At 65.1% G+C, this 25710-nt stretch carries 20 protein-coding genes; 13 read left to right on the forward strand and 7 right to left on the reverse strand.

The window, feature by feature from the left end; genetic code table 11:
- Positions 1-3: 3 nt before the first annotated feature.
- Complete coding sequence (gene cueR, locus H3H45_RS00240) at positions 4-414, forward strand: Cu(I)-responsive transcriptional regulator (protein ID WP_182831781.1); 411 nt, start codon at positions 4-6, stop codon at positions 412-414.
- A 210-nt stretch (positions 415-624) separates the two neighbouring features.
- Positions 625-2814, forward strand: a complete 2190-nt coding sequence (locus tag H3H45_RS00245; RefSeq protein ID WP_182831782.1) for a TonB-dependent siderophore receptor — start codon at positions 625-627, stop codon at positions 2812-2814.
- 91 nt (positions 2815-2905) lie between these two features.
- Here the strand turns inward: H3H45_RS00245 and bfr are convergent, their stop codons facing one another.
- From bfr to H3H45_RS00260, 3 genes are all read right to left on the reverse strand, one after another.
- Complete coding sequence (bfr, locus tag H3H45_RS00250; protein WP_182831783.1) at positions 2906-3370, reverse strand: bacterioferritin; 465 nt, start codon at positions 3368-3370, stop codon at positions 2906-2908.
- Positions 3371-3492: 122 nt separating this feature from the next.
- Positions 3493-4377: an EamA family transporter gene (locus H3H45_RS00255; protein ID WP_182831784.1), complete on the reverse strand. Its 885-nt coding sequence runs from the start codon at positions 4375-4377 to the stop codon at positions 3493-3495.
- Positions 4378-4926: 549 nt separating this feature from the next.
- Entirely contained in the window at positions 4927-5814 is an 888-nt protein-coding gene (locus H3H45_RS00260; RefSeq protein ID WP_182831785.1) for a PA4780 family RIO1-like protein kinase, read from the reverse strand.
- A gap of 225 nt (positions 5815-6039) precedes the next feature.
- Here H3H45_RS00260 and H3H45_RS00265 point away from each other — a divergent pair, with 225 nt between their 5' ends.
- A complete protein-coding gene (locus tag H3H45_RS00265; protein ID WP_182831786.1) occupies positions 6040-8706 on the forward strand; it encodes a bifunctional diguanylate cyclase/phosphodiesterase in 2667 nt (888 codons plus the stop codon).
- 247 nt (positions 8707-8953) lie between these two features.
- Here H3H45_RS00265 and H3H45_RS00270 read toward each other — a convergent pair whose 3' ends face one another.
- Both H3H45_RS00270 and H3H45_RS00275 read right to left on the reverse strand, forming a co-directional pair.
- Positions 8954-10138, reverse strand: a complete 1185-nt coding sequence (locus tag H3H45_RS00270) for a response regulator (protein ID WP_182831787.1) — start codon at positions 10136-10138, stop codon at positions 8954-8956.
- A 12-nt stretch (positions 10139-10150) separates the two neighbouring features.
- Complete coding sequence (locus H3H45_RS00275) at positions 10151-13663, reverse strand: response regulator (protein WP_182831788.1); 3513 nt, start codon at positions 13661-13663, stop codon at positions 10151-10153.
- Between the two features lie 155 nt (positions 13664-13818).
- Here H3H45_RS00275 and ada point away from each other — a divergent pair, with 155 nt between their 5' ends.
- The 8 genes from ada to H3H45_RS00315 all read left to right on the forward strand — a co-directional run bounded on the left by ada (position 13819) and on the right by H3H45_RS00315 (position 19669).
- Positions 13819-14856: a bifunctional DNA-binding transcriptional regulator/O6-methylguanine-DNA methyltransferase Ada gene (gene ada, locus H3H45_RS00280; RefSeq protein WP_182831789.1), complete on the forward strand. Its 1038-nt coding sequence runs from the start codon at positions 13819-13821 to the stop codon at positions 14854-14856.
- A gap of 63 nt (positions 14857-14919) precedes the next feature.
- Entirely contained in the window at positions 14920-15225 is a 306-nt protein-coding gene (locus H3H45_RS00285) for a nucleotide pyrophosphohydrolase (RefSeq protein WP_182831790.1), read from the forward strand.
- Positions 15222-15971: a methyltransferase domain-containing protein gene (locus H3H45_RS00290; protein ID WP_182831791.1), complete on the forward strand. Its 750-nt coding sequence runs from the start codon at positions 15222-15224 to the stop codon at positions 15969-15971. The genes H3H45_RS00285 and H3H45_RS00290 overlap by 4 nt, the downstream gene beginning before the upstream one ends.
- A gap of 25 nt (positions 15972-15996) precedes the next feature.
- Positions 15997-16590 carry a DUF4136 domain-containing protein gene (locus H3H45_RS00295; RefSeq protein ID WP_182831792.1) on the forward strand — a complete coding sequence of 198 codons (594 nt, stop codon included), beginning with the start codon at positions 15997-15999 and terminating at the stop codon, positions 16588-16590.
- A gap of 63 nt (positions 16591-16653) precedes the next feature.
- Positions 16654-17217: a DUF4136 domain-containing protein gene (locus H3H45_RS00300; RefSeq protein ID WP_182831793.1), complete on the forward strand. Its 564-nt coding sequence runs from the start codon at positions 16654-16656 to the stop codon at positions 17215-17217.
- Complete coding sequence (locus tag H3H45_RS00305; RefSeq protein ID WP_182831794.1) at positions 17214-17705, forward strand: GNAT family N-acetyltransferase; 492 nt, start codon at positions 17214-17216, stop codon at positions 17703-17705. Before H3H45_RS00300 ends, H3H45_RS00305 begins: the two co-directional genes overlap by 4 nt.
- A 239-nt stretch (positions 17706-17944) precedes the next feature.
- Complete coding sequence (locus H3H45_RS00310; RefSeq protein WP_220494101.1) at positions 17945-18388, forward strand: DMT family transporter; 444 nt, start codon at positions 17945-17947, stop codon at positions 18386-18388.
- Positions 18389-18538: 150 nt separating this feature from the next.
- Complete coding sequence (locus tag H3H45_RS00315; RefSeq protein WP_182831795.1) at positions 18539-19669, forward strand: GGDEF domain-containing protein; 1131 nt, start codon at positions 18539-18541, stop codon at positions 19667-19669.
- A 152-nt stretch (positions 19670-19821) separates the two neighbouring features.
- Here the strand turns inward: H3H45_RS00315 and H3H45_RS00320 are convergent, their stop codons facing one another.
- Positions 19822-21444 (reverse strand): methyl-accepting chemotaxis protein, encoded by a 1623-nt coding sequence (locus H3H45_RS00320; RefSeq protein ID WP_182831796.1) that lies wholly within the window; start codon positions 21442-21444, stop codon positions 19822-19824.
- A 198-nt stretch (positions 21445-21642) separates the two neighbouring features.
- Positions 21643-22542, reverse strand: a complete 900-nt coding sequence (locus H3H45_RS00325; protein WP_182831797.1) for a LysR family transcriptional regulator — start codon at positions 22540-22542, stop codon at positions 21643-21645.
- Positions 22543-22649: 107 nt separating this feature from the next.
- On the opposite strand from H3H45_RS00325, the gene H3H45_RS00330 reads away from it, so the two are divergent.
- Both H3H45_RS00330 and H3H45_RS00335 read left to right on the forward strand, forming a co-directional pair.
- Complete coding sequence (locus H3H45_RS00330) at positions 22650-23888, forward strand: 3-hydroxyacyl-CoA dehydrogenase (RefSeq protein WP_182831798.1); 1239 nt, start codon at positions 22650-22652, stop codon at positions 23886-23888.
- Positions 23885-25675, forward strand: coding sequence for an acyl-CoA dehydrogenase C-terminal domain-containing protein (locus H3H45_RS00335; protein WP_182831799.1), 1791 nt, complete (start codon positions 23885-23887; stop codon positions 25673-25675). Before H3H45_RS00330 ends, H3H45_RS00335 begins: the two co-directional genes overlap by 4 nt.
- Positions 25676-25710 lie beyond the last annotated feature (35 nt).

Raw genomic sequence — 25710 nt, forward strand, 5'->3', positions numbered from 1 at the left:
GTGATGAACATCGGCCAAGCAGCAAAACACAGCGGTCTCAGCGCCAAGATGATCCGCTACTACGAGTCCATCGGTCTGCTGCGCCCGGCCGGGCGCAGTGACAGCGGCTACCGCCTGTACGGCGCGCAGGACCTGCATGTGCTGGCCTTCATCAAGCGTTCGCGCGACCTCGGCTTCTCCCTGGAGGAAGTCGGCAAGCTGCTGACTCTCTGGCAGGACCGTGGCCGCGCCAGCGCCGACGTGAAGGCCCTGGCGCTGCGCCATATCGATGAGCTGAACCGCAAGATCGCTGAACTGACCGCCCTGCGCGACACCCTCGGCGAGCTGGCCGAGCACTGCCAGGGCGACCACCGACCAGACTGCCCGATCCTGCGGGATCTGGAGTCGGGCTGCTGTAATGGGCACAACAGCTAAACGCCAATGATCATCCAAATCATATGCAAATATATCTCTAGCGATATAAATTCTTATTTACGATAAGTTTACATCCCCTTACACTCGCGCCGCCGCACCCGCACCCAATCAACCGATTGCCCTCATGGACGAGCAAGAGGAGCGGCGCACCCGCGCACACCGCGGGGCAGAACGAAATATCTGCCAGAACTCGTCTAGGGGACACACCACATGCATCGCCATCATCTGTCGCCGCTGGCCGCCGCCATCGCGGTCGGCCTGTGCTTCGCCCACACCGCCTACGCCGACGACACCCAGACCGCCGCGGAGCCGAATGATGGCACCGTGCAGCTGCAGGCCACTCAGGTCGACGCGCAAGGCCTCAAGGGCCAGGCCACTACCGAAGGCACCCAGTCCTATACCACCGGCGCCATGACCACTGGCACCAAGCTGCCGCTGTCGATCCGCGAGACGCCGCAGTCGGTGAGCGTGATCACCCGTCAGCGCATCGAAGACCAGGGCATGGAAGACCTCAATGACGTGGTCAAGTACACCCCCGGCCTGACCGTCAACCAGTACGGCCCGGCCCGCCAGAGCTACAAGGCGCGTGGCTTTGAAGTCGACAACATCATGTACGACGGCCTGCCGACCAGCATCTCTACCTACACCCAGGACGTGATCTCCGCTGCCGACCTGGCCATGTACGACCGCGTCGAGATCGTCCGCGGCGCCACCGGCCTGATGCAGGGTGCCGGCAACCCGGCCGCCGCCATCAACCTGGTGCGCAAGCGTCCGACCGCCACTCCGCAAGCCAGCATCAGCGGCAACGCCGGTTCCTGGGATACCTACCGCACCGAAGTCGACGTTTCCGGCCCGCTGAACAGTGAAGGCACCATTCGCGGCCGTGCCGTGACCGCCTACCAAACCAACGATAGCTTCCAGGACTACGTCAGCGGCGAGCGCGGCCTGCTCTATGCCATCACCGAGATGGACGTGACCGACGCCACCACCCTGACGGTCGGTGCCTCGTACCAGAACGACAACAAGAACGACAACTGGGTCGGCCTGCCGAGCAAGCCGGGTGGCGAGGATCTCGGCTTCGACCGCGACACTTACTACGGTGCCGACTGGTCCTACTGGGATACCAAGACCACCCAGCTGTTCAGCGACATCGAGCACCGCTTCGATAACGACTGGAAGCTGAAGCTGGCGATGAACAAGATGTGGGGTCGCATCCACATGCTGGGCATGTACAACAGCTGCTACTACACCGCCTGCGACACCATCGACCAGGGTGGCGGCCAGTACGTCTACACCGACGACCACAGCAGCTACGACGCCGTCGCCTCCGGCCCGTTCCAGCTGCTCGGCCGCGAGCATGAGCTGGTCGTCGGCACCAGCTACCGCGAAGAAGCCTTCGACGGCCATGGCGGCTGGGGCGATGTTCTGTACTCGGACGGCAGCGGCGCGGCCGTTGGCTTCGACCCGGATGACTGGGACCCGAGCAACACCGACAAGCCGAGCTACAACATGCGCCTGTGGGGTCTGAAGACCGACGAAACGCAGACCGGCACTTACGTGACCAGCCGCTTCAACGTCGCCGATCCGCTGAAAGTAATCGTCGGTGCCCGTCTCGACTGGCACGAGTTCGAAACCGAGACCTCCAGCTACAAGGTCACCCGCAACCTGACCCGCTACGCCGGGGTGATCTACGACCTGAACGAGACCTACTCGGTCTACACCAGCTACACCGACATCTTCAAACCGCAGCAGGCCCTCGACGCCAGCGGCAGCGTGCTCAAGCCCATCGAAGGCGAGAACTACGAGATCGGCCTGAAGGGCGAGTACCTGGATGGTGCGGTGAATGCCAGCGTAGCGCTGTTCCAGGTCGACCAGCTGAACCGCGCTGTCGAAGACACCAGCGGCCCGACCCCGTGCCCGAGCAACCCGACTTCGCCTTACTGCCAACGTGCATCCGGCAAGGTGCGCAGCCAGGGTCTCGACTTCGAAGTCAGCGGTGCGCTGACCGAGAACTGGAACGCCAGCGCGTCGTACACCTATGTCGAGGCCAAGTACCAGCAGGATGCCAACGAGGCCAACGAAGGCGAGTACTTCGACCCGACCATCCCGCGTCATCTGTATAAGCTGGCAACCGTCTACAACCTGCCGGGCGAGCTGCACCAGTGGCGCGTCGGTGGCGACGTGATCAGCCAGAGTTCGACCGAGAGCCCGGAAGGTTACGAGCAGGAAGACTACTCGCTGGTCGGCCTGATGGTGGGCTACAAGGTCAACGAGAACATCGACACCCGCGTCAACATCAACAACCTGTTCGACAAGCACTATTACAGTGGCATCGACTTCGGCAACCTGAACTACGGCGCGCCACGCAACGCCATGTTCAGCGTGAAGTGGACGCTGTAAGCGCCTAGCCGCTTCCCGGCCGGGCAACCGGTCCGGGACACGTCCATGAAAAAAGGGAGCCTCGGCTCCCTTTTTTCATGACTGCAGAAACTCAGGCCTGCGATTGCAGGTAGTTCTGCAGGCCGACGCGGTCGATCAGGCCGAGCTGCTGTTCCAGCCAGTAGGCGTGGTCTTCCTCGGTGTCTTTCAGCTGCAGGCCGAGCATGTCGCGGCTGATGTAGTCCTTGTGTTTCTCGCACAGGGCCATGCCCTTGCTCAGGGCTTCGCGCACCTCGTATTCCAGCTTGAGATCGGCACGCAGCATGTCCGGCACGGTGGCACCCGGCTGGATCGCCTTGGGCGTCATGTCAGGAGTGGCTTCGAGAAACAGGATGCGCTGCAGCAGGGCATCGGCGTGCTCGGTCTCCTCCTCCATCTCGTGGTTGAGGCGTTCATAGAGCTTGGTGAAGCCCCAGTCCTGATACATGCGCGAATGCAGGAAATACTGGTCGCGGGCGGCAAGCTCGCCACGCAGCAGATCCTTGAGATATTCGACGACTTCAGCCTGGCCTTGCATGGGTATGTCCTTCACGAAACAGTGGATCAGAAGAGAAGCTTCGACCCTGTTCGAGCAATGGTCAAGCCTGTAAATGCCTCAGCTGGCGGAGCGATTCGTATTTCGCCGAAGCCGCATGGCAGCTAGGCTGCAGGGCTTTTTGCGAAGCCCGGAAAAGACCGTGGCAAGACCGTAATGGTCAGACCGCCAAACACCAGCAAACAGGCCAGCCAGCCCAGGGTGGTCAGCGACTCGCCGAGCAGCAACCAGCCGGCCAGTAGCCCCGATACCGGCACCGCCAGAGCGAAGGGTGCAACCAGGCTGGCCGGGTAATGACGCAGCAGGAAACTCCAGATGGCGAAGCCGATGGTGGTAGCGAGGAAAGCGATATACAGCAACGCGCCGACACCGCTCCAGCTGGCCTGGGTCAACGCCGTGGTGATCGCCTGCGCCCCCTCGAACAGATAGGACAGGCCCAGCAGCGGCAGTACCGGCACCAGACTGACCCAGCAGATCAAACGCAGCATGTCGCTGGCGCCGGAGCGTTTGGTGGCGATATTGGCGCAGGCCCAGGCCAGCGCGGCGGCGACCACCAGGGCGAAAGCCAGCAGGCTGTTGCCCAATGGCCGCTGCCAACCGATCAACAGCAGACCCACCACCGCCAACAGCAAGCCGCACAGCACCCGCGCCGTGGGTCGCTCGCCCAGCAGCACGGCGGCGATCAGCACGGTGAAGAACACCTGGCTCTGCAGCACCAGCGACGACAGCCCGGCCGGCATGCCCAGGTACATGCCGACGAACAGCAGGCCGAACTTGAGCACCCCGAGCAACAGGCCGATCTGCACGATGCGCCACCAGGGCGCCGGCAGCGGGCCACGCAGTAACAACAACGGCAACGCCGCCAGGGCGAAGCGCAGGGCGCAGAACAGCAGCGGCGGAAAGTCCTGCAGACCGACCTTGATCACCACGAAGTTGACGCCCCAGATCAGGGTAACCAGCAGGGCCAGGAGGATATGCGGCAGAGACATGGCGGAGCTCCGAACAAACTCCCCGCACACTAGCAGTTACCGTAAGCCGCGCAGCGATACAGTTGCCGAGTAACAGCGGGCATTGCCGATGGCTACCAAACACTCGCGTGGCAAGCCAACCCGCTTCCCGCAGATGCAGTGCGCCTCTGGCGGCGTTCCCACACAGAGCGTGGGAACGATCCGTACTTTCCAGCAACCAGGTGATCAGCCAGCTGGCACCCGATACTCCCCTCTCCCACTTGTGGGAGAGGGGCCGGGGTAGAGGGTGTTGGCCGAAGAACCCTCTCCCCAGCCCTCTCCCGTAAACGGGAGAGGGGGCAACGCGACCTGTACGGGCTGCACACCGGTGAAGTTGCATCCGGGCTACGACTGGTTCTTGCTCTGCGTGGGAGGGAATTTATTCGCGGTCAGGGCCTACACAGAGCTGCCCATTGATCGCGGCTGAAGCCGCTCCTACAAGAGCCCACACAGCCGTGCATGGGCACCCGGTCTTAGCCACCAACCGCAAAAAAAACGCCCGCTATTGAGCGGGCGTTTCAGGTACAGCAATCAGCTGGCCCAGGGCGGCGGCGGTGGCTCGTCGCGCGGGGCGTCTTCGGCGTTGCGCAGGGCTTCCAGGCGCGCCTGTTCGGCCAGGGCGGCCTTGATCTCGCGCATCACAGCCTCGACATCGGCCTCTTCTTCCGGCTCGTCGAACTCGCCGGTAAGCGGGCTTTCCGGGGTCAATTTGCCGGCCTCGAACAACGCCCACATCTCCTTGGCGTACTTGGTGTAGAGCAGCTCGGGGGCGAACTGGCCGAAATACTCGGCCATATTGCGCACATCGCGTTCGAGCATGCTGAAGGCATGGTTGTTCGCCGCCGCGTCCACTGCCTGCGGCAGGTCGATGATCACCGGGCCTTCCGGGCCGAGCAGCACGTTGAATTCGGAAAGGTCGCCATGCACCAGGCCGGCACAGAGCATCTTGACGATTTCGCCGATCATGAACGCGTGGAACTCGCGGGCATCGTCAGGCAACAGGTCGACATCGTTCAGGCGCGGAGCTACATCACCACTGCCGTCGCCGACCAGCTCCATGAGCAACACGCCGTCCATGTAGTCGTAGGGCGTGGGCACCCGTACACCGGCGGCAGCAAGGCGGAACAGGGCGGCCACTTCGGCGTTCTGCCAGGCCTCTTCCTGCTCCTTGCGGCCGTGCTTGCTGCCCTTGGCCATGGCCCGGGCGTCGCGGCTGTTGCGGGTCTTGCGGCCCTCCTGGTATTCGGCGGCCTGGCGGAAGCCGCGCTTGTTGGCTTCCTTGTAGACCTTGGCGCAGCGCAATTCGGTGCCGCAGCGCACGACATACACAGCGGCTTCCTTGCCGCTCATCAGCGGACGGATCACCTCGTCGATCAAACCATCTTCAAGCACGGGTTCCAGGCGTTTCGGGGTCTTCATTGCGCGGGCTAAGGGTCCTGTCGAAAAAGGCTGGAGGAAATGCTGCCGTTATACGGCAATCCGGCGGTCTCGCCCAGATTAGGGTCTGTTCTGCTTTCGTTCCCGGTTGCGCCGCAAGCCGTTCCGGCCCGCTGCCAGGCCGCGCACGCCAGGGGCCGGGCAACCTGGCGATAGCAATAAGCCATCGACTACGCTTAAACGATTGCACCATTGCCGGCGCGCCTCATGCCCCTCAGCCTCGACAGGATCATCCGCCGCCAACACGGTCTGCAGCAGCGGCGGATCAGCCGCACCTTTGCCACTAGCGTCGCCCTGACACTGCTGCTGAGCATAGGTTTCAGCGGCTGGAGCATTCTGCGTGACTACCAGAGCAGCCAGGACCAGCATCGCCACAGCATGACGTCACTGTCACGGGCGCTGGAGGGCTACACCAGCACTCTGCTGCTGCAAAGCTACGAGAGCATTCGCGTCGCCGGCCAAGTCCTGGCGCAGCAGGGCGTGCGCCGTACCGACGCCGAGCCCATCTATGCCGTGCTGCGCGACGCCATGCGCTATGACCCGGTCTCCAGCTATCTGTATGCCCGCGTCGAAGGTGCGCTGTTCATCATCGATGTCAACGGCCAGCCTGTGCATGGCCTGCCTCTGCACGAAGCCCTGCAGCAGCTGCACAGCACGCCGCTCAACGGCGCGTTGCACAATCCGTTGCGCATCAATGGCCAGTCGGGTTTCCTGCTGCCGCTGACTATCGCGGTGCAAGCCAATGGCGCAGCACCGCTACAGTTGGGGGCATTGCTGGCGACGGACAGGTTCGCCAATCTCATCGAACACCTGGGGCTGCAACCGGGCATGAATGGCGGCCTGCTTTCCGCCCAGGGCGTGGTGCTCTACCGCACGCCTTATCCGGAGCAGTACATCGGTCGTTCGCTGCCAGCCGACTCGCCGCTGCTCAAACCTAACCCGCAGCAAATTTCCAGCTTCGTCGAAACCACCAGCATTGCCGGCGAGCCATCGCTGTATGTGATCACCCCTTCGCCACGCTTCCCTCTGGCCGCCATCATCGGCGAAACCCGCGCCAGTTTTTACGGCCCCTGGCTGCGCCGCAGCGGCCTGACCCTGACGCTGCTAGCCGCCAGCCTGCTACTGCTCGCCCTGGCCGCCACGCTGTTGCAACGCCTGATCCGCCAGCTCAGCCAGGACGAGGACTTCTACCGGCGGCTGTTCACCGATGTCAGCGATGGCCTGCTGCTGATCGACCGTGATGGCAAGATCCTCACAGCCAATCCGGTAGCCGCGCGCATGTTCGGCCTGAGCGAGGTCGATGGCCTGCGCGGGCAACTCCCCTCGAGCCTGTCCCCCGCGCGGCAACCCGATGGCCGCCCCTCGCCGCTGACCGCCGGGCTGATCTTCGGCAGCGTGCTGGAAGGGCAGGAGCAGCAACTCGAGTGGCAATTCCAGCGCCTGGACAACGGCGAGCCGTTCGATTGCGAAGTGCGTGTCTCACTGTTCCGCTGGCGCGACCGCGACCTGCTGCTCGGCGTGCTGCATGACATCACCGAACGCAAGCGCTACCTGGTCGAACAGGAGTTTCTCGCCAGCCACGACAGCCTCACCCGCCTGCCCAACCGCTACTGGCTCAACCGTCATATCGAGCAGCGCGTGAATGCTAACGATGCCCAGCCCTTTGCCGTGCTGTTGCTGGACATGAACCGCTTCAAGGAGGTCAACGACACCCTCGGTCATCAGCATGGCGATCAGGTGCTGACCGAACTGGGGCAACGCCTGCAGCACTGGCTGCACGAACAGAACGCCGAAATCGCGCGCCTGGGTGGCGACGAGATGGCGGTAGTGTCCAACCACCTGGCCGACCCGATAGCACTCACCGGCCTGTGCAGCGGTATCGCCCAGATCATCGCCCGCCCCCTGCAGGTGGATGGCATCCACCTGGAGCTCAGCGCCAGCATCGGCGTGGCGCTGTTCCCCGAGCATGCGCGGAGCAGCCACGACCTGCTGCGCTGCGCCGATATCGCCATGTACCAGGCCAAGCGCGAACGCCGCGAGTTCGTCGTCTATCACAGCGACAGTGACAACCACACCCCCGAGCGCCTGGCCCTGCACACCCAGCTCAGTCGGGCGATCCGCGAAAACTGTCTGGCCTTGCACTATCAACCGAAGGTTCGCCTGAGTGACCGCCAGGTAGTCGGTTTCGAGGCCCTGCTACGCTGGCCACACCCGGAAAAGGGCATGATCTCGCCAGGCGATTTCATTCCCCTGGCGGAAAGCACCGAGTTGATTCACCCGCTGACCCACTGGGTGCTGGATGAAGCCCTCGGCCAGCTGCGGCGCTGGCAGGAACAGGGTCTGGGCACCTGCCTGGCAGTCAACATCAGCCCGCACAACCTGCTCAATCCCGGCTTCACCGAAGAACTGCGCGAGCTGCTCGCCAGCCATCAGGTCGCCGCCGAATGGCTGGAACTGGAAGTCACCGAAGGCGCCCTGATGGCCGACCCGGAGCGCGCCCTGCGCAGCCTGCTGGCCATCCGCGAGCTGGGCGTAACCCTGTCGATCGATGATTTCGGTACCGGCTACTCGTCGCTGGCCTACCTCAAGCGCCTGCCCACCCAGCTGCTGAAGATCGACCGCACCTTCGTTTCGGCCATGACCCACAACGCCTCCGACGCCATGATCGTGCAGTCGACCCTGGCCCTGGCGCACAACTTCTCCATGCAGGTGGTGGCCGAAGGCGTGGAAGACGAGGCCACCGCCGCTGCCCTCAACCGTCTCGGCTGCGATATTGCCCAGGGCTACTACTTCGGCCGGCCGATGCCGGCTGCCGGGGTGGAACAGTGGCGTGCGGCCTATGGGCAGCCGCACGATAAGAGTGCGAGCAACTAGCTTAAGTGCTTTGCTTCCCTCCCCCACGCTTGGGAGACGACGGCATGGTTGTGCTAGACGCCAGCACGGAGCGCTTTAGCCCCCTCTCCCGTTCACGGGAGACGACTGCATGGATGCAGGAGGTAGAGCGACGCAGGAAGCCAAAGCCGAGTGCTGGGGAGAGGGGATTTTGCCTCTGCGCTCTGGCCCTACCCTCTCCCCCGGCCCCTCTCCCACAAGTGGGAGAAGGGAGCTTCCGAGCCAATCCTCAGCTTGCCGGCAGAGTCAGTTCGATGGTCTCCCCCAGCGAGTCGTCCAACCGCTGCAACTCGCAGTGGATGGACGCCGCATCGTCGGCCAGGCGCAGGGCAATCTCGGCGAAAGCATCGGCCGCTTCGATAAAGGCCAGCACCACCGAAGGATCGAAGCGCGTGCCGCTGGCCGCGCTGATCTGCTGCAGCGCCTCGGCATGACTGACCGAGCGCCGATAGAGATGATGACTGGTCAACTCCTCATAACAGCCGATCAGCGCCATCAGCCGTGCTGCCAGGGGAATCTGCTCACCGCGCAACCCCTGCGGGTAGCCGCTGCCATCCCAGTGTTCGTGCTGGCTGTAGACAATATCGCGGGCATCGCGAAGGAAGTCGGTGACGCCGCCCAGCTTCGACTCGGCCGCCAGCAAGGCATCGCGCCCAGCCTCGGCATGCCGGTGCAACAGCTGCAGATCGGCGCCCTGCAACGGCACCGGGCTGAGCAGGATACGGTCCGGCAGCACCAGCTTGCCGATGCCATGCAGCAACGCCGCCTTGCCCAACTGGACAATCCGCTCGGCACTCAGCTCCACGGCCAGTAGCGGCTGCTGGCGGGCCAGGGCCGTGGCCAGGGTGGTCATGTACGGTTCGACCCGTGCCAGGTGCTTGCCACAGGGGTTATCGCGCATCGCCGCCAGGTTGGCCATGGCCTCGATGGTCACTTCCTGCAGACGCTGCATGTCGCGGGTGCGCCGGCGTACTTCCAGCTCCAGGTACTCACTCTTGTCGCGCAGAAAGTCGGCGCTGGCCTTGAGCTGCAACTGCGCCTGCACACGGGCGAGGACGATCGGCGGGCTGATCGGCTTGGTGATGTAATCCACCGCGCCCAGGTCGAAGCCGTGCTGCTCGTCGGCCTGCTCGGTCTTGGCGGTGAGGAACACCACCGGGATTTCGGCGGTAGCCGGATCGGCCTTGAGCCGTTGGCAGACTTCGTAGCCATCCATCTCCGGCATCATGATGTCGAGCAGGATCAGGTCAGGCTGCGGCTCACCAGCAGCAATGCGCAGGGCCTTGGCGCCATTGCTGGCGACCTTGACCCGGTAGCTGCCGAGCAGCAACTCGCTCATCAGTTCGAGGTTCTCCGGGGTGTCATCCACCACCAGCACCAGCGGCTGATCGGACCGGTCGAGCATGTCGTTCATTCACCACCCCACTCAAAGCATCAGTTGCCGCCGGCCTGCTGCCTGTTGCAGCAGGCTCAGCGCCTGTTCGAAGTCATAGCCACGTACCGCGGCAGCCAACGCCACATACTCACTATTAAAGGCGCTGCGCAGCAGTTCGGCCTGTTCCTCGAAGACTTTTCCGGCGCGCGGGTCATCGTCAGCGAACAGTCGCTGCAATTGCCGGCAGAGTGGCAGCAGTTGCGTCTCGTCGACCTGCTCGGCGCTTTCCGCAACCGGTGGCGGACACAGGGCTTGAATGGCTGCCACTAACGCCTGCAACCCCTGTTCCAGCTCGACCAGCAGGCTTTCCAGCTCGGCATGCCGGGCATCCTTGACCGCGCTTTCCAGGGCTGCGGCCTGGGCCGCCAGATCCGTGGCACCGAGGTTGCCGGCCAGGCCCTTGAGGCTATGCGCCAGGCGCTCGGCCGCCTCGCTCTCGCCAGCGGCCAGCGCGGTACGCAGCTGGGCGGGGAAGTCCTGCTGGCTGGCGGCGAACTTGCCGAGCAGGCGCTGGTACAGCTGCGGCTTGCCCAAGACCCGGCGCAGGCCGCTGGCCACATCCACTCCCGGCAAGTCCCAGGCTGGCAGCGGTTCATCCTGCGTCCCGCCGGCAAGCACCTGTACAGGTTGTGCCGCGCTGGCCGAGAGCCACCGCCCGAGGGTCTGCCACAGCTCGCCGGGATCGATGGGTTTACCCAGGTGATCATTCATCCCGGCGGCCAGGCAGCGTTCGCGGTCGGCGGGCATGGCGTTGGCGGTCATGGCCACGATCGGCAGCGTGGCGAAGCGCGGCTCGCGGCGGATCGCCTCGGTACAGGCAATGCCATCCAGCACCGGCATCTGCATGTCCATCAGCACCAGGGCGTAGTGGCCGTCGGCGCTGGCGTGCAGCAGCTCGAGGGCGATGCCGCCATGCTCGGCCTGATCGATCTGTAGGCCACTCTCCTGCAACAGGCCACAGGCGACTTCGCGATTCAGCTCGTTGTCCTCCACCAGCAGCACGCGCTGGCCGGCAAAGTTGGGCACCTGCTCACCCACCAGCAAACGCCCGTAGTCTGCGCTGGCACCCTCGCCACCCAGACTGCGGATCACCGCATCGAATAGCTGCGAGGGATTCAGCGGTTTGAGCAGCACATCCTCGACCCCGACTTTGTACGCGCCCTGCAATACTTCCTCACGGCCATGGGCGGTAACCATCAATAGGTGTGGCGCCGGCTGCAGCCCCAGGTCGAGCAAACGCCGGGCCGTCTCGATACCGTCCATGGCGGGCATCTGCCAGTCCAGCAGCACCAGCTCGAACGGCTGTCCCTGCTGTGCGCCTAGCTGCACCCGCTGCAGCGCCGCCTTACCGGAGTCGACCGCTTCGACGCGAAAACTCATGCCCTCCAGCAGGTCATGCAGCACCTGACGGGCGCTGTCGTTGTCGTCCACCACCAGCACCCGACGCCCGCGCAGATCGGCCTGGGGCAGCAGGCGTTGACCTTGCTGCCCGGCGATGCCCAGCGGAATCCGGCACCAGAACAGACTGCCACGCCCCGGCTCGCTCTCCACCCCGACCGTGCCGCCCATGGCTTCAGCCAGGCTCTTGCAGATGGCCAGGCCGAGCCCGGTGCCACCGTACTTACGCGTGGTCGAGGTGTCGGCCTGCTGGAACGATTCGAACAGCCTACCCATTTGCTCATGGGTCAGGCCGATGCCGGTATCACGCACACCGAGGTACAACTGCACCTGCTCGGCCGTGCGCTGTTCGGCGCGCAAGATCACCTCGACTTCGCCCTGCTCGGTGAATTTCACCGCGTTATTGCTGTAGTTGATCAGGATCTGTCCCAGGCGCAGCGGGTCGCCGATCAGTTGCTTGGGCAGCTCGGGATCAAGGTTGAACACCAACTCCAGGCCCTTGCTGGCCACCTTGTCGCCGATCAGGCTGGCGAGGTTCTCCAGCACCTGCTGCAGGTCGAAGTCGATGTGCTCGATGCTCAGCTTGCCAGCCTCGATCTTGGAGAAGTCGAGGATGTCGTTGATGATCCCCAGCAGGTGCTGGCCGGCCTGCTGGATCTTGCCCAGGTAATCGCGCTGGCGCGGGTTGAGGTCGGTCTTCAGGGCCAGGTGCGACATGCCGATGATGGCGTTCATCGGCGTGCGGATCTCATGGCTCATGTTGGCCAGGAAGTCCGACTTCAGCCGCGCCGCCTCCTCGGCCAGCTCCTTGGCCTTGGCCAGTTCGGCCTCGGTCTGCTTGCGCACGGTGATGTCGCGGCTGACGCCAACCAGACCGAGCAGCAGGCCGCGGTCGTCATAAAAAGTGCTGCGCAGGGTATCGAACACCACGCGCCGGCCATCCGGGTACAGCGCCCAGCCTTCGCTCTCATAGGGGCCGGTCCAGTTCAGCGCGGTGAGGTCATGCTCGGTACGAATCGCAGCCCAGTCGGGGTGCAGCAGGTCTTCGTCACGCTTGCCTTGCACCTCCTCACGGCTGCGGCCGAACAGTTCGGCGCAGGCCTGGTTGATGCCCAGGTAGCGGCCCTCGGCATCCTTGAACCAGATCGGATCGGGAATCGCGTTGATCAGCGCCAGCAGGGTGCTGCGCTGGCGCTGGGCCTCGGCCTCGGCGCGCTGGCGCTCGATGATCTGCACCGACAGGCGACGGTTCCACAGCAGCACGAAGGTGATCAGGCCCAGCAGGCCGAGCAGATAGGGCCAACCGACCTGCAGCAGGCGCCGCCAGTTGAACACGCTGAGCGGCGGCAACCAGCGTTCCTTGATCGCCTCGCGCTCCTCGTGACTGACCTGTTCCAGCGCCTGATTGAGCAGGTCGACCAGCTGCGGCCAGTCCTGGCGCACGGCGAAACGGAATTCGCTGGTGGATAGCCCGGTCTCGCCGCGCAGCTCCAGGTTGGTCAAGTTGAGTTCGCGGATCAGGTAGCTGGCGACGATCATGTCACCGACATAGGCATCGGCGCTGCCGGACGACACCGCACGCAGGGCCGCTGCGCTGTCCTTGACTTCGAGCAGGCGCACATCGGCCACGCGCTCGCGCAGCGCCTGTTGCAGGGCATAGCCACGCTCGATGGCGACCAGCAGCCCGGCCAGGTCGCCAATGCGCTGCACCTTCTGGTCGCGACGGGTAAAAATCAGGCTGCTGCTGGTCAGGTAGGGTTCGCTGAAGGCCATGAAGGCCGAGCGCTCGGCGGTCTTGGCCACCGACGGCAAGACATCCACCTGGCCGCTGCGCAGCGCCTTGAGCGCTGCCTCCCAGTCATCCAGCAGCACCGGCTCGAAACGCACGCCCAGGCGCTGGCCGAGCAGTTGCAGATAATCGCCACTGAGGCCGCTATGCCGACCTTGCTTGTCCAGCACATCGAAGGGCGCCCAGCCCGCCCGCTCGATGCCGACGCGGATACTCGGGTGCTCGCGCAGCCAGGCCTGCTGCTCTTCGCTCAAGGACAAAGCTGCCGGCGCCGTCAGGGGCAGCAGACACAACAGCAGCAACCACAGACGCAGCATGGGCAACTTCCTTGCGCATAATCGACTCGCCTTCAGCTTAGGGGCTGTTCCCGTTTCGTTCACGGCCGCGACGGAGTCAGTTTGAAAGTCAGATGTGCATTGGCAGCCTGCATCGACAGGCCGACAATCAGCCCATGCTTATTGAGGACCATGCCATGCTCGATGCCGACCTTTGCTGGCAAGCCGTCTGCGCTCGGGATGCCGGGCGCGATGGCCAGTTCGTCTTCGCCGTGCACAGCACCGGCATCTACTGCCGGCCCAGCTGCCCGGCGCGCCGGCCGAAGCGCGCCAACGTCAGCTTCCATGCCGCCCCCGGCGCCGCCGAAGCGGCCGGATTTCGCCCCTGCAAGCGCTGTTCGCCACAGGGTAAGAGTCCGGCCGAACAGCTCGACGCGTTGGTAATCGCGGCCTGCCAATTGCTGCAACACAGCGAGCCGGCGCCCACTCTCGAGCAACTGGCTGCACGCATCGGCCTCTCCGCCTCACACCTGAGCCGCGCCTTCAAGGCCCGCACCGGCCTCACGCCCAGAGCCTGGCTTGGCGCCTACCGGCGTCAGCGTCTGGACGCCAACCTGGCCCAGGCCGATACGGTGCTGCAGGCCGCACTGGACGCCGGCTATCCCGGCACCCGCGCCCTCTATGCCCAGGCCGGCGCCCTCAGCCCGGCACAGCGGCGGCACAAGGGCGCCGGGGAAACCCTGCGCTACGCCATCGCCGCCTGCCCGCTCGGCCTGCTGCTGCTTGCCGCCAGTGACAAAGGCGCCTGCGCCCTGCTGTTCGGCGACGACGAAGCCAGTCTGTGCCGCGAGCTGGGCGAGCGCTTCGCCGCCGCCGAACTGCAGCGCGACCAGCAAGGTTTGCACGGCTGGCTGCAAGAGGTGATCGGCCAGATCATCGAACCGAAGCACGCCGCCCGCCTGCCGCTGGACCTGCGCGGCACCGCCTTCCAACAGCAGGTGTGGCAGGCCCTGTGCGACATTCCACCGGGGCAGACGCGGCGCTACGGTGAACTGGCCGAGCAGCTCGGCAGCCACGCCCGCGCCGTGGCCCGCGCCTGCGCCAGCAACCCGCTGGGCCTGTTGGTGCCCTGCCACCGGGTGATCGGTGCCAGTGGCAGCCTCACCGGTTATCGCTGGGGCGTGCAGCGCAAGGCAACCCTGTTGCAGCAGGAAGGCGCACCCTTGGAACCCTGAGCTGCCGCGCTTGCGGTATGGGCGCTTCAGGCCGAAGCTATGCGGCCTGAACGGAGCCGCACCATGAACCTCGCCGAACTCACCCAACGCCTGCACGCGATCCGTGATCGCAATGCCTGGCGCCCCTTCCACAGTCCGAAGAACCTGGCCATGGCCGCCAGCGTGGAAATGGCCGAACTGGTGGAAATCTTCCAGTGGCTCAGCGAAAAGCAGTCGCGCCAATTGCCGGCCGAACAGCTGGCGCATGCTGGCCAGGAAGTCGGCGATATCGTTCTGTATCTCCTGCTGCTGTGCAGCGAGCTGGGCATCGACATGGAACAGGTGGTGCGAGCCAAACTGGCCGACAACGAAAGGCGCTTCCAGCCATGACTGATCGTCACTTCGATGAGCTGGCCACGCGCTTCGCCGAGAAGATCTATGGTGGCGCCAAGGGCGCGATCCGCCTGGCCGTGCTCCAGGCCGACCTCAAGGAAGCCCTGCCGGAGCGCCCGCTGCGCGTGCTGGATATCGGCGCCGGGCTCGGTCACATGTCGCTATGGCTGGCCCAGCGCGGCCATACAGTGACCCTCGCCGAACCGGCCGCGCCGATGCTCGACGGCGCACGCCAGCGCTTTGCCGAAGCTGGAGTAGAGGCAACCTTTATCCAGGCGCCCTGGCAGGAGCTGCTCGGCCAGTTCAACCAGCCCTTTGACCTGGTGCTCTGCCATGCTGTGCTGGAATGGCTGGCCGAACCGCACGCCATTCTGCCGGTGCTGCACCAGCTCACCGCGCCCGGCGGCTGGCTGTCGCTGGCCTTCTACAACAAGGACGCGCTGATCTACCGCAACCTGCTCAAGGGACATTTCCGCAAGCTGCGCAAGGCGCAATTCGCCGGCGAGAAGCAGAGCCTGACACCGCAGCGCCCGCTCGACCCTCGCGAGCTGGCGGCGCAACTCGCCGAGCACTGGACGGTCGAAAGCCAGAGCGGTGTGCGCGTGTTCCATGACTACATGCCCAGCGCCTTCCAGGCCAAGGCGGAACTGGCCGATCTGCTGGCCATGGAGCTGGAGCATCGCCGCCACCCGACCTTCGCCGGCCTGGGGCGTTATCTGCACTGGATCTGCCGGCCGCTGTAGCTAAAACGGGCTCCAGGAGACACGCATGAAAGCCCTTATCTACCCCATTGCATTCGCCCTGTTGACGGCCTGCCAGAGCCCCAACCCCTATGTGGCCGACTCACGCCCGCTGCCGCCGGCACCTGCAGAAGCGGCCAACCATTTCGACCGCAGCGCCTACCCGGCCTCCCCGCGTGACTATGGTCGTTACCGCAACTGGAGCTGGCTCGATGGCCAGCTGCCGAGCGGCAGTGCCTGGGCCGATGGTACGCTGCTCGCCGAGGCGCTGAGCAATGGCCTCGACCAGCGCGGCCTGCGCCCGAGCAGTGGCGCTGGCGATCTGCTGGTCAGCGCGTCCTTGCAGCTGGAGCGCCGCCAATACCAGGTGCGCGAAGACTACGGCAGCTATTACGGCCACGGCCCCTATGGCGACCACTACGGCATGTACGGCAGCGTGCCCATGGTGCGCAACTACGAGGTGGAAGTGGCGGTGGTGCGCATCGACCTGTTCGACGGGCAGAGCGGCCAGCCGGTCTGGAGCGGTAATGCCGAAGCGCCCAGCCAGGGCAGCCAGAGCGACCGCGCCGATGCCCTGCGCCGCGCCATCGCCGACGCCCTGGGCAGTTATCCACCGAACTGAAACAGGGCTTGCCGAAGCGCGCGGCGTGCGCTTCGATAGAGGCTCTATCCCGGAGGTTTGCCCATGCTGCCGCGCCTGTTGCTGATACCCATCCTGCTGTTGCTGGCGGCCTGCCAGACCGTGCAGGTGGAGCGTGATTACGATGCCAGTCGCGATTTCGCCGGTTACCGCAGCTGGAGCTGGCAAGAGCCGGCGCTGCAGTACCGTCCGGACGATCCCCGGGTCAAGAGCGACCTTACCGAGCAGCGCATCCGCGAGGCCGTCAGCCAGCAACTCGACCAACGCGGCCTGCGTCCGGCGCCAGCGGGCAGCGTGGCCGACCTCAAAGTGCAGGTCTGGCTGATCGTCGAACCGCGCCAGGACCAGGTCAGCACGCACTATTCCACCGGTTACTGGGGTGGCGCCTGGGGCGGTTACTGGGGCGGACCGATCCAGACCGAAACCCGCACGGTCGACTACAAGGTGGCGACCCTGCAGGTCGACCTCTTCGATGGTAAGGACGGCAAGCTGGTCTGGCGTGGCAGCGCCGAACAGGTCATGCGCCGCTCGCCGCCCACCCCGGCAGAGCGCGAAGCGGCCATCCGCGAAACCGTCGGCCAGGTCCTCAGCCAGTACCCGCCGCAATGAATGACTGCCTGCTCAGCCATCGCCCGGCCCACGCTGACGACCTCAGTGCGGTGCTCGGCTTCGTGCACAACGCCGAGGAACTGTACTTCGCCTTCCCCCGCGCCAGTTGGCCGCTGACCCTCGCCCAGCTGAGCGAGGCCTTCACCAGCCGCCAGGGCAACACCCTGGCCCTGCTTGACGGCCGCCCGGCCGGCTTCGCCAACTTCTACCAGAGCCAGCGCGGCGAGTTCTGTGCCCTCGGCAACCTGATGATCGCCCCCTGGGCGCGCGGCCAGGGCGTGGCGCAGTACCTTGTCGGCGTGATGGAACGCCTCGCCGCCCGCGACTTCCAGGCCCGCGAGCTACATGCCTCGTGCTTCAACCAGAATGCCGCCGGGCTGCTGCTGTATGCGCGCCTGGGCTATGCCCTCAGTGGCCTGGTCGAGCGGCAGAACAAGCAGGGGGAGCGGGTCGCGCTGGTGCAGTTCTGCAAAACCCTGTCACCCTGAACTATGGCTTTTCGTAGGGTGGATCGCGCTCCATCGATCCACCGAGTGGCTCCATGGAGGATGAAAAAAGCGTCATCCACCCTAGGGGTTAGGGTCCGCACTCCACTGGCCTGGCTCGCGAAGGTGGCAAAACCCTGACGGCCTGAACGCGCTCCGCTGGCCAACCAATAAACCGCAAAAGCTGACCAACATGACAGCTAAGCGCATAATGCCCAGCCCTTTGCTGCTCGGAGATCGCCATGCCTAACTGGTGGCTACTCGTCCTGCCCCTTATTGCTGGGGCCTTCCTGCCACTGCAGGCCGGTATCAATGGTCAGTTGGCCAAGCATCTATCCAGCTTTATGGCCGCCGCCCTGGTGTCATTCCTGGTGGGGACCCTCGCGCTGCTGATCATCGTCCTGGCCCAGCGTGACATCGCCGGCCTCAATGCCTTCAAGGGCTTGAGCTGGTGGCACTGGAGCGGTGGTTTGCTCGGCGCTTTCTTTATCGCCACAGCCGCCTTTGCCGGGCCGCGTATCGGCGCCCTGCTGTTCATGGCACTGGTCTTGGCGGGGCAGTTGGGCATGGCCCTGCTGCTTGATCACAACGGCTGGGCCGGCTTTCGCGAAGCACCGATCACCCTGGGCAAGGCCGCCGGCCTGGCACTGATCATCGCGGGTATCTGGCTAATCCGTCGCGGCTGAGCGTTATCCCCCAGTCCCCAGCTCCACGGGCCCCACCTTGAGCCCAGGCAAACCACTAAGCGGGTTAGGCAAGCTCGTACTGGCAATCTGGTAGCAATGAGCAACGACCTGTGGCTATGCTTGCGCAGGCCGTATTTGTGATCACAGCACATGACCGACTCTGAACTGCCCAGCCAACCGCAGAATTTCGCCCTCTGGCGTGAAGTACAGGACACCCGTGTACGCACCCGGCTTGGTGGTATCTATTACCTGCTGGCCTGGCTGCTGACCTGGCTGTTCTGTAGCGTTCCCGCAAGCATGCTTGGCAGTGGCCTGCTCGCCTCAGCTTTTTTCGCCCTGATGCTGGCACTGCGTCTACTGCATCGGCCGCCAGCACAAACCAGCGGTGGCTGCCTGCAACTGTGGATTGACCGCCACTGGTACCTGATTTACCTGACTGCTCTGGGCTGGGGTCTTGTCCATGCCTGGGTGCTGGTCGATACCCGGTTCGAGCCCTCGCGCCTGATTGCCACACTCAGCACCATCGCTTTTAGCACGGCCATGGCCTTCAACTTCGCCATGCGCAAAGTGCGCTGCGTGGTGGCCATCCTCTTCCTCTATCTGCCGGGGCTGGGGGTACTGCTAACGCAACGGGAAGAACAGCAAGCGCTGTTGATCACACTGGCGTTCTACCTCAGCTACCTGCTGCTGGCACTCAACCGCAGCCACCGCGAATACCGCAATACCCTGACCATGGAGCAGCAGCTGATCGACCAGCGCGAGCGCTACGACCGACTCAGCCGTACCGACAGCCTGACCCAGCTGGGCAATCGCCTGCAGTTCAACAGCCTGTTCCCGGCCCTGGTGGCCAACGTGCAGCGCCAGGGTGGGCAACTGTCACTGGTGTTGCTGGATATCGACTTCTTCAAGCGCATCAACGATGAATATGGTCACAGCACTGGCGATCAGTGCCTGTATGCCTTCGCCGAACGCATGCGCAACGTGTTCCGCCGCGACAGCGATGCCCTGCTGCGCCTGGGCGGCGAGGAGTTCGGCGTATTGATGATGAACACCCCGCTGGAGCAGGCCCGCGAGCTGGCCGAGGAATTCCGCCGCGACCTGACCAGCCGGGGCCTGGAAATCCAGGGGCAAATCCTGCCGATGACCGCCAGCCTCGGCGTCGGCAGCTTTGACGCGCGACGCGACGGCAATGCCGAAACCTTCTTCAAACGCGTCGACGATGCGCTGTACCTGGCCAAGGCCGAAGGCCGTGATCGCCTGGTACTGGCCAGCCTGGACTAAGGCGAACGCAAGCCTTGCGCTGCCACGGCTAGGCGCTAGCAGCGTACAGCCCCCGGCAAGGCCTACTCACCCGCTGCCGTGAGCAGGTGACCGCGAGTACACCCCGCACCGGCTCGCCATAGCGCTATGGCACCCGCTAAATCTCTTGTTGCTCAGGCGCGGAAGCGCTCCACCTGCTGTTGCTGGCCGCTGGCCAACTGGGCCAGGTCGCGGCTGGCGATGGCGCTCTGCTGGGCGCCGCTGACCACTTCCTGGATGCTGTCGTTGAGCTGGGTGATGTTCTGGCTGATCTCGTTGGCCACGGCGGTCTGCTCCTCGGTGGCAGTGGAAATCTGCACGTTGCCATCGGCGATGCCGTCGATCGCATTGGCGATATGCGCCAGCACCTCGCCGGACTCGCGGGCATGGCTGACGCTGGCTTCGGCCTGCTCACGGGACTGCTGCATGGCCGCCACTGCCTGACGCGCGCCGTCCTGCAGGGCATCGATCATGCTGCGAATCGACTCGGTAGCCTTCTGCGTATTGCTCGCCAGGCTGCGCACCTCGTCGGCCACCACGGCGAAACCACGGCCCGCCTCACCGGCCCGCGCCGCCTCGATGGCGGCGTTGAGCGCCAGCAGGTTGGTCTGTTCGGCGATGCTGCGGATCACCCCCAGCACGCTGCCGATCTCGTCGCTCTGGCTGTGCAGGCGGTTGATCACTGCGGCGCCCTCCTGCACCGACTGCGACAGGCGCTCGATCGACTGCAGGTTGGCCTGCACCAGCGCCGTGCCCTGGTGCGCTTCGCGACGCGCGTCACCGGCCATGTGCGACATGCCCAGGGCGTTCTGCGCCACCTCCTGAATCGCCGCGCTCATCTGGTGTACGGCGGTGGCGACCATGGTGGTCTGCTCGCCCTGGCCGGAAGCGGCGTCGCTGACCTGGGCACTGATCGCGCTCATTTCCTCGGAGGCGGCGGCCAGCTGAATGGACGAGTCGCCGAGGTGACGAATCAACTGCTGGAAGTGTTCGAGCATGGCGTTGAACGCGCAGGCCGTGCGCGCCAGCTCGTCCTCGCCGGCGCTGTCGGCGCGCAAGGTCAGGTCGGAACTGCTCTGCACCCGGCCGATCAGCTCGCACAAGGCCTGCAGAGGGTTGATGATCGAGCGGCTGACCAGCAGGCCGAACACCAGTACGACGACCAGCGCCACCACACCGATGGCGATGAAGCTGTTCTGCATGCCCTGATACTCGGCGCTGGCCGCATCATGCAGCTTGTCGCCTTCGCTGAGTTGCAGACGCACCAGTCCATCCAGCTCGGTGCTGAGCGGATCGAAGGTGGCATACAGGCGCTGATTGAAACTGGCCGTGTCCTCGTTGCGCAGGGTCTCATTGGCCTCGTCGAGCATCTCCTGGGCCAGACGGTCGGCCGCCGCCATCAGCGGCCGGGTACGGGCCACCCGACTCTCTTCCTCGGCAGTGAGACGGGTCGCGGTATAGGCACCCCAGGCCTGGTCGATACGCTGGCGCGCGGCGCCGAAGGTCTGGCGCAGGGCGTTCTCGTCGAGCAGGCCGGCGCGGTGCTTGTGCAGGGCGTCGACCATGCTCACCGCGTAGGCGTCTGAGACTTCCTTGAGTTGGCTGATCGGCTGCATGCGGTCGATGAACAGCTCTTCGAAGCTCTGGTTGATCCGCCCGGCGTTGCTCAGCGCGAGCAGCATCACCCCCAGCAGCACGGCCAGGGGCAGCAGGGCCAGTGCCAGCAGACGGCTGCGCACGCTCAGTTGATTCAGCATGATGGTTCTCCCGGATTGAAAAGCCGCCCCACGGACGGTGGCCCAGGCACTCTGCGGTGCCCTGGGAGCGGCTTCAGCGCGCCGCTGTAGTCAGGCTATCGGCCACGGCGCAGCGGCCTCCATCAGGGAAAACCTTAGATCCGCCGCGCAGCGGACTAGGCAAAAATCCGTAGACCCAGCCGATGCGTGCACGGCCTGCTAGTCCCGCCCCAGCTCCAGGATGCGCTCGATCAGCCACTGCAACGCCGCATCGCGCTGGCGCAGGCCAAGGCTGACGATATCCAGGTGGAAGGGCCCGAGGTCAAAGGGCAACTCGTGCAACTGCAACGGCAGCAGTTGGGCGAAGTAGCGCGCCAGGCGCACCGGCAGCACGGCCACCAGTTCGCTGCTGGCAACGATGTGCGCGGCCTGCAGATAGTTGGGCGTGGTGTAGACGATCTCGCGGCTCAGCCCGCGCTCACCCAGCCACTGCTCGACCATGCCGCGGGTCTGTCCGCCATGCACCCACAGGTGGCGCAGTTTGAGGAAACCATCGAGATCGAGACCCGCCGCCAGCTGCGGGTGCTCGCGATGGGCCACCAGCTGCAGGGTCTCGCTGACCCACTGCTGGCGCTGAAAGCGCACCGGCACCTGCTCGAAGCGGCCCAGCACCAGATCCAGCTCGCCCTTCTCCAGCGCCTCGCCCGGCAGGCTGGGCGACAGGTGCTGGATATCGATGCGCAGCCCCGGCGCACGCTCGGCCAACAGCTTGAGCAGGCGCGGCATAAGGATCAGCTCGACATAGTCGGTGACCGCGATGCGAAAGCGCTGACGGCTGCTGGCCGGGTCGAAGGGCGCGCCCTCGCCGAGACTCTGCTCGATGCGCTGCAGGGCATCACGGATCGGCCCTTCCAGCGTCAGGGCCCGCGGCGTCGGCTGCATGGCCCGGCCAACGCGCACCAGCAGCGGGTCGTCGAGCAGGTCGCGCAGGCGATTGAGCGCATTGCTCACCGCCGGCTGGCTGAGCGACAGGCGCTCGGCGGCGCGCGACACGTTGCGTTCACGCAGCAGCGCATCGAGCACGCGCAGCAGGTTGAGGTCGAAGGTCAATATATTCACTTGCTGAATTCAACTTATCACAAGACAAAATTTCCCAAATAGTAGCCCGGTACTTAAGGTGCGTCAGTTCCGTTTTGTGTGACTGACTTCTTCTGTGGGAGCCTTCGATGAGCAACAACTACACCCTCCAGCAGGCCGCCGTGATCGGCGCCGGCACCATGGGCCGCGGCATAGTCATCAGCCTGGCCAACGCCGGCATCCCGGTGCTGTGGCTGGATAACAACCCGCAGATGGTCGAAGCCGGCTTGCAGATGGCCGAGGACACCTGGGCGCAGAACGTTGCCAAGGGCCGCATCAGCACCGGCGAAGCCAGCCTGCGCCGCGCGCGTATCCAGCAGGTGGGCAGCTATGCCGACCTGGCCGAAGTCGATCTGGTGATCGAGGCGGTCTATGAGAACCTCGAACTCAAGCAGGAAATTTTCCGCAGCCTAGACGCCGTTTTGAAATCGGGCGCGATCCTCGCCAGCAATACCTCGGCGCTGGACATCGACGCCATCGCCGCCGTCACCGCCCGCCCGCAGGACGTGCTCGGCCTGCACTTCTTCAGCCCGGCGCACATCATGAAGCTGCTGGAAATCGTCCGTGGCGCCAAGACCGCGCCGGCCGTACTCGACGCCGCCGTGGCCCTCGGCCAGCGCATCGGCAAGATCAGCGTGGTGGCCGGCAACTGCGACGGCTTCATCGGCAACCGCATGCTGCACACCTATGTGTTCGAGGCGCGCAGCATGCTGCTCGAAGGTGCCTACCCGCATCAGGTGGACAGCGCCCTGCAGGGCTTCGGCTTCGCCATGGGGCCGTTCCGCATGTACGACGTGGTCGGCATCGACCTGGAATGGCGCGCCCGCGAACTGGCCGGCAAGGGCCAGGATGTGGCCCAGGTGCAGGTCGACAACCGCCTGTGCGAACTCGGCCGCTTCGGCCAGAAGGCCGGCAAGGGCTACTACCTCTATGCGCCGGGTAGCCGCCAGGCCGAACACGACCCGGAAGTGGATGCCCTGGTGCAGCGCGAGGCCGAACGCCTCGGCTACCAGCGCCGCAGCATTGGCCAGGAGGAAATCCTGGTGCGCTGCCTGCTGGCCCTGGTCAACGAAGGCGCGAAGATCCTCGAGGAGAAGATCGCCGCCAACAGCCACGACATCGACCTGGTCTACCTCAACGGCTACGGCTTCCCGGCCGACAAGCAGGGCCCGATGGCCTGGGCCGACGCCCAGGGCCTGGCCGCCATCCGCGAGCGCCTGTTGCAGCTCACCGAGCGCTTCGGCGCGCACTGGCAGCCGGCCAAGCTGATCGACCGTCTGGTGGAGGGCGGCAAGCGCTTCGCCGATGTGAAGGAGGGCCAGGTATGAGCTACCAGGCCCCCCTGCGCGACATGCGCTTCGTCCTCCATGAACTGTTCGATGTCGCCGGCCACTGCGAACGCCTGGGCAACGGCCTGGACCGCGAGCTGATCGACGGCGTGCTGGAAGAAGCCGCCGCCTTCACCGGCAACGAGATCGCCCCGCTCAACCGCAACAGCGACGAGGAAGGCTGCCAGCTGGTCGACGGCAACGTCAGCACGCCCAAGGGCTTTCGCGCCGCCTACCAGCAATTCGTCGACAACGGCTGGGCGAGCATGACCGGGCCGACCGAGTTCGGCGGCCAGGGTTTCCCGCAACTGGTGGCCTTCGCCTTCCACGAGATGCTGATGGCCACCTCGCTGTCCTTCCGCGTCTACTCCGGCCTCACCGAAGGTGCCGTGCTGGCCCTGCACAAGCACGGCAGTGAAGCGCTCAAGCGCGACTATCTGGCCAAGATGGTCAGCGGCCAGTGGACCGGCACCATGTGCCTGACCGAACCCCAGGCCGGCACCGACCTGGCCCTGCTGCGCACCAAGGCCGAACCCCAGGCCGATGGCAGCTACAAGGTCAGCGGCAGCAAGATCTTTATCAGCGGCGGAGAGCAGGACTTCTCCGAGAACATCGTCCACCTGGTGCTGGCGCGCCTGCCGGATGCACCGGCCGGGGTGAAGGGCATCAGCCTGCTGCTGGTCCCCAAGTTCGTCGCCAACACCGATGGATCTCTGAGCGAGAAGAACGCCCTGAGCTGCGGCGCCATCGAGCACAAGATGGGCATCAAGGGCGCCTCCACCTGCGTGATGAACTTCGACGGCGCCACCGGCTGGCTGATCGGCGAAGCCAACCAGGGCCTGGCCTGCATGTTCACCATGATGAACGACGCGCGCTTCCAGGTCGGTCTGCAGGGTCTGGGCATCGGTGAGGCGGCCTTCCAGGGCGCCCTGCGCTATGCCCGCGAGCGCCTGCAGTCGCGCGGCCTGACTGGCGCCCAGCAACCGGAGAAAGCCGCCGACCCGATCATCGTGCACCCGGACGTGCGGCGCATGCTGCTGACCCAGAAGAGCCTGGTCGAAGGCTGCCGCATGCTCGCCGCCTACACCGCGCGCCAGCTCGACCTGGAGCATGGTGCCGAGGAACCCGCCGCACGCAAGGCCGCCGGCAAACGCGCCGCGCTGCTGATCCCGATCGTCAAAGCCTTCTTCACCGACATGGGCCAGGAAGTCGCCAGCCACGCGGTGCAGGTCTACGGCGGCCACGGTTTCATCCGCGAGTGGGGCATGGAACAGCTGATGCGCGACAGCCGCATCACCCAGCTGTATGAAGGCACCAACGGCATCCAGGCCCTCGACCTGATCCGCCGCAAGCTGCTGGGCGATGGTGGTGCCGAACTCAGCGCACTGATCGGTGAATTCAGCGCCCTGTGCGATGCCCAGGCCCAGCGCCCGGCGCTGAGCGCGATGGCCCGCACGGTGCAGGCACGCCTGGGCGAATGGCGCGAGCTGACCACCGAGGTGATCGCTCTCAGCCAGCGCGACGCCCAGGAAATCGGCGCGGTATCGGTGGACTTCCTGCAGTACTCGGCCTATGTGTTGCTGGCCGGTTTCTGGCTGCAGGCCGCCGCTACCGCGCAGGATGCCCTGGACGCCGGCAGCGGCGAGGCCGCGTTCTACCAGGCCAAGCTGCACAGCGCGACGTTCTTCCTGCGCCGCGTGCTGCCACGCGCCAGCAGCCACCGCGAGGCCCTGCTGGGCGGTGCCGAGTGCCTGATGGCGATGCCGGAGCAAAGCTTCGCCTTTTGATTCTGTAGGAGCCAGCTTGCTGGCGATCAGCGCCG

Origin of the sequence: Aquipseudomonas guryensis (genome assembly GCF_014164785.1) — a bacterium.
In the GTDB taxonomy this organism is placed as follows: Bacteria; Pseudomonadota; Gammaproteobacteria; order Pseudomonadales; family Pseudomonadaceae; genus Aquipseudomonas; species Aquipseudomonas guryensis.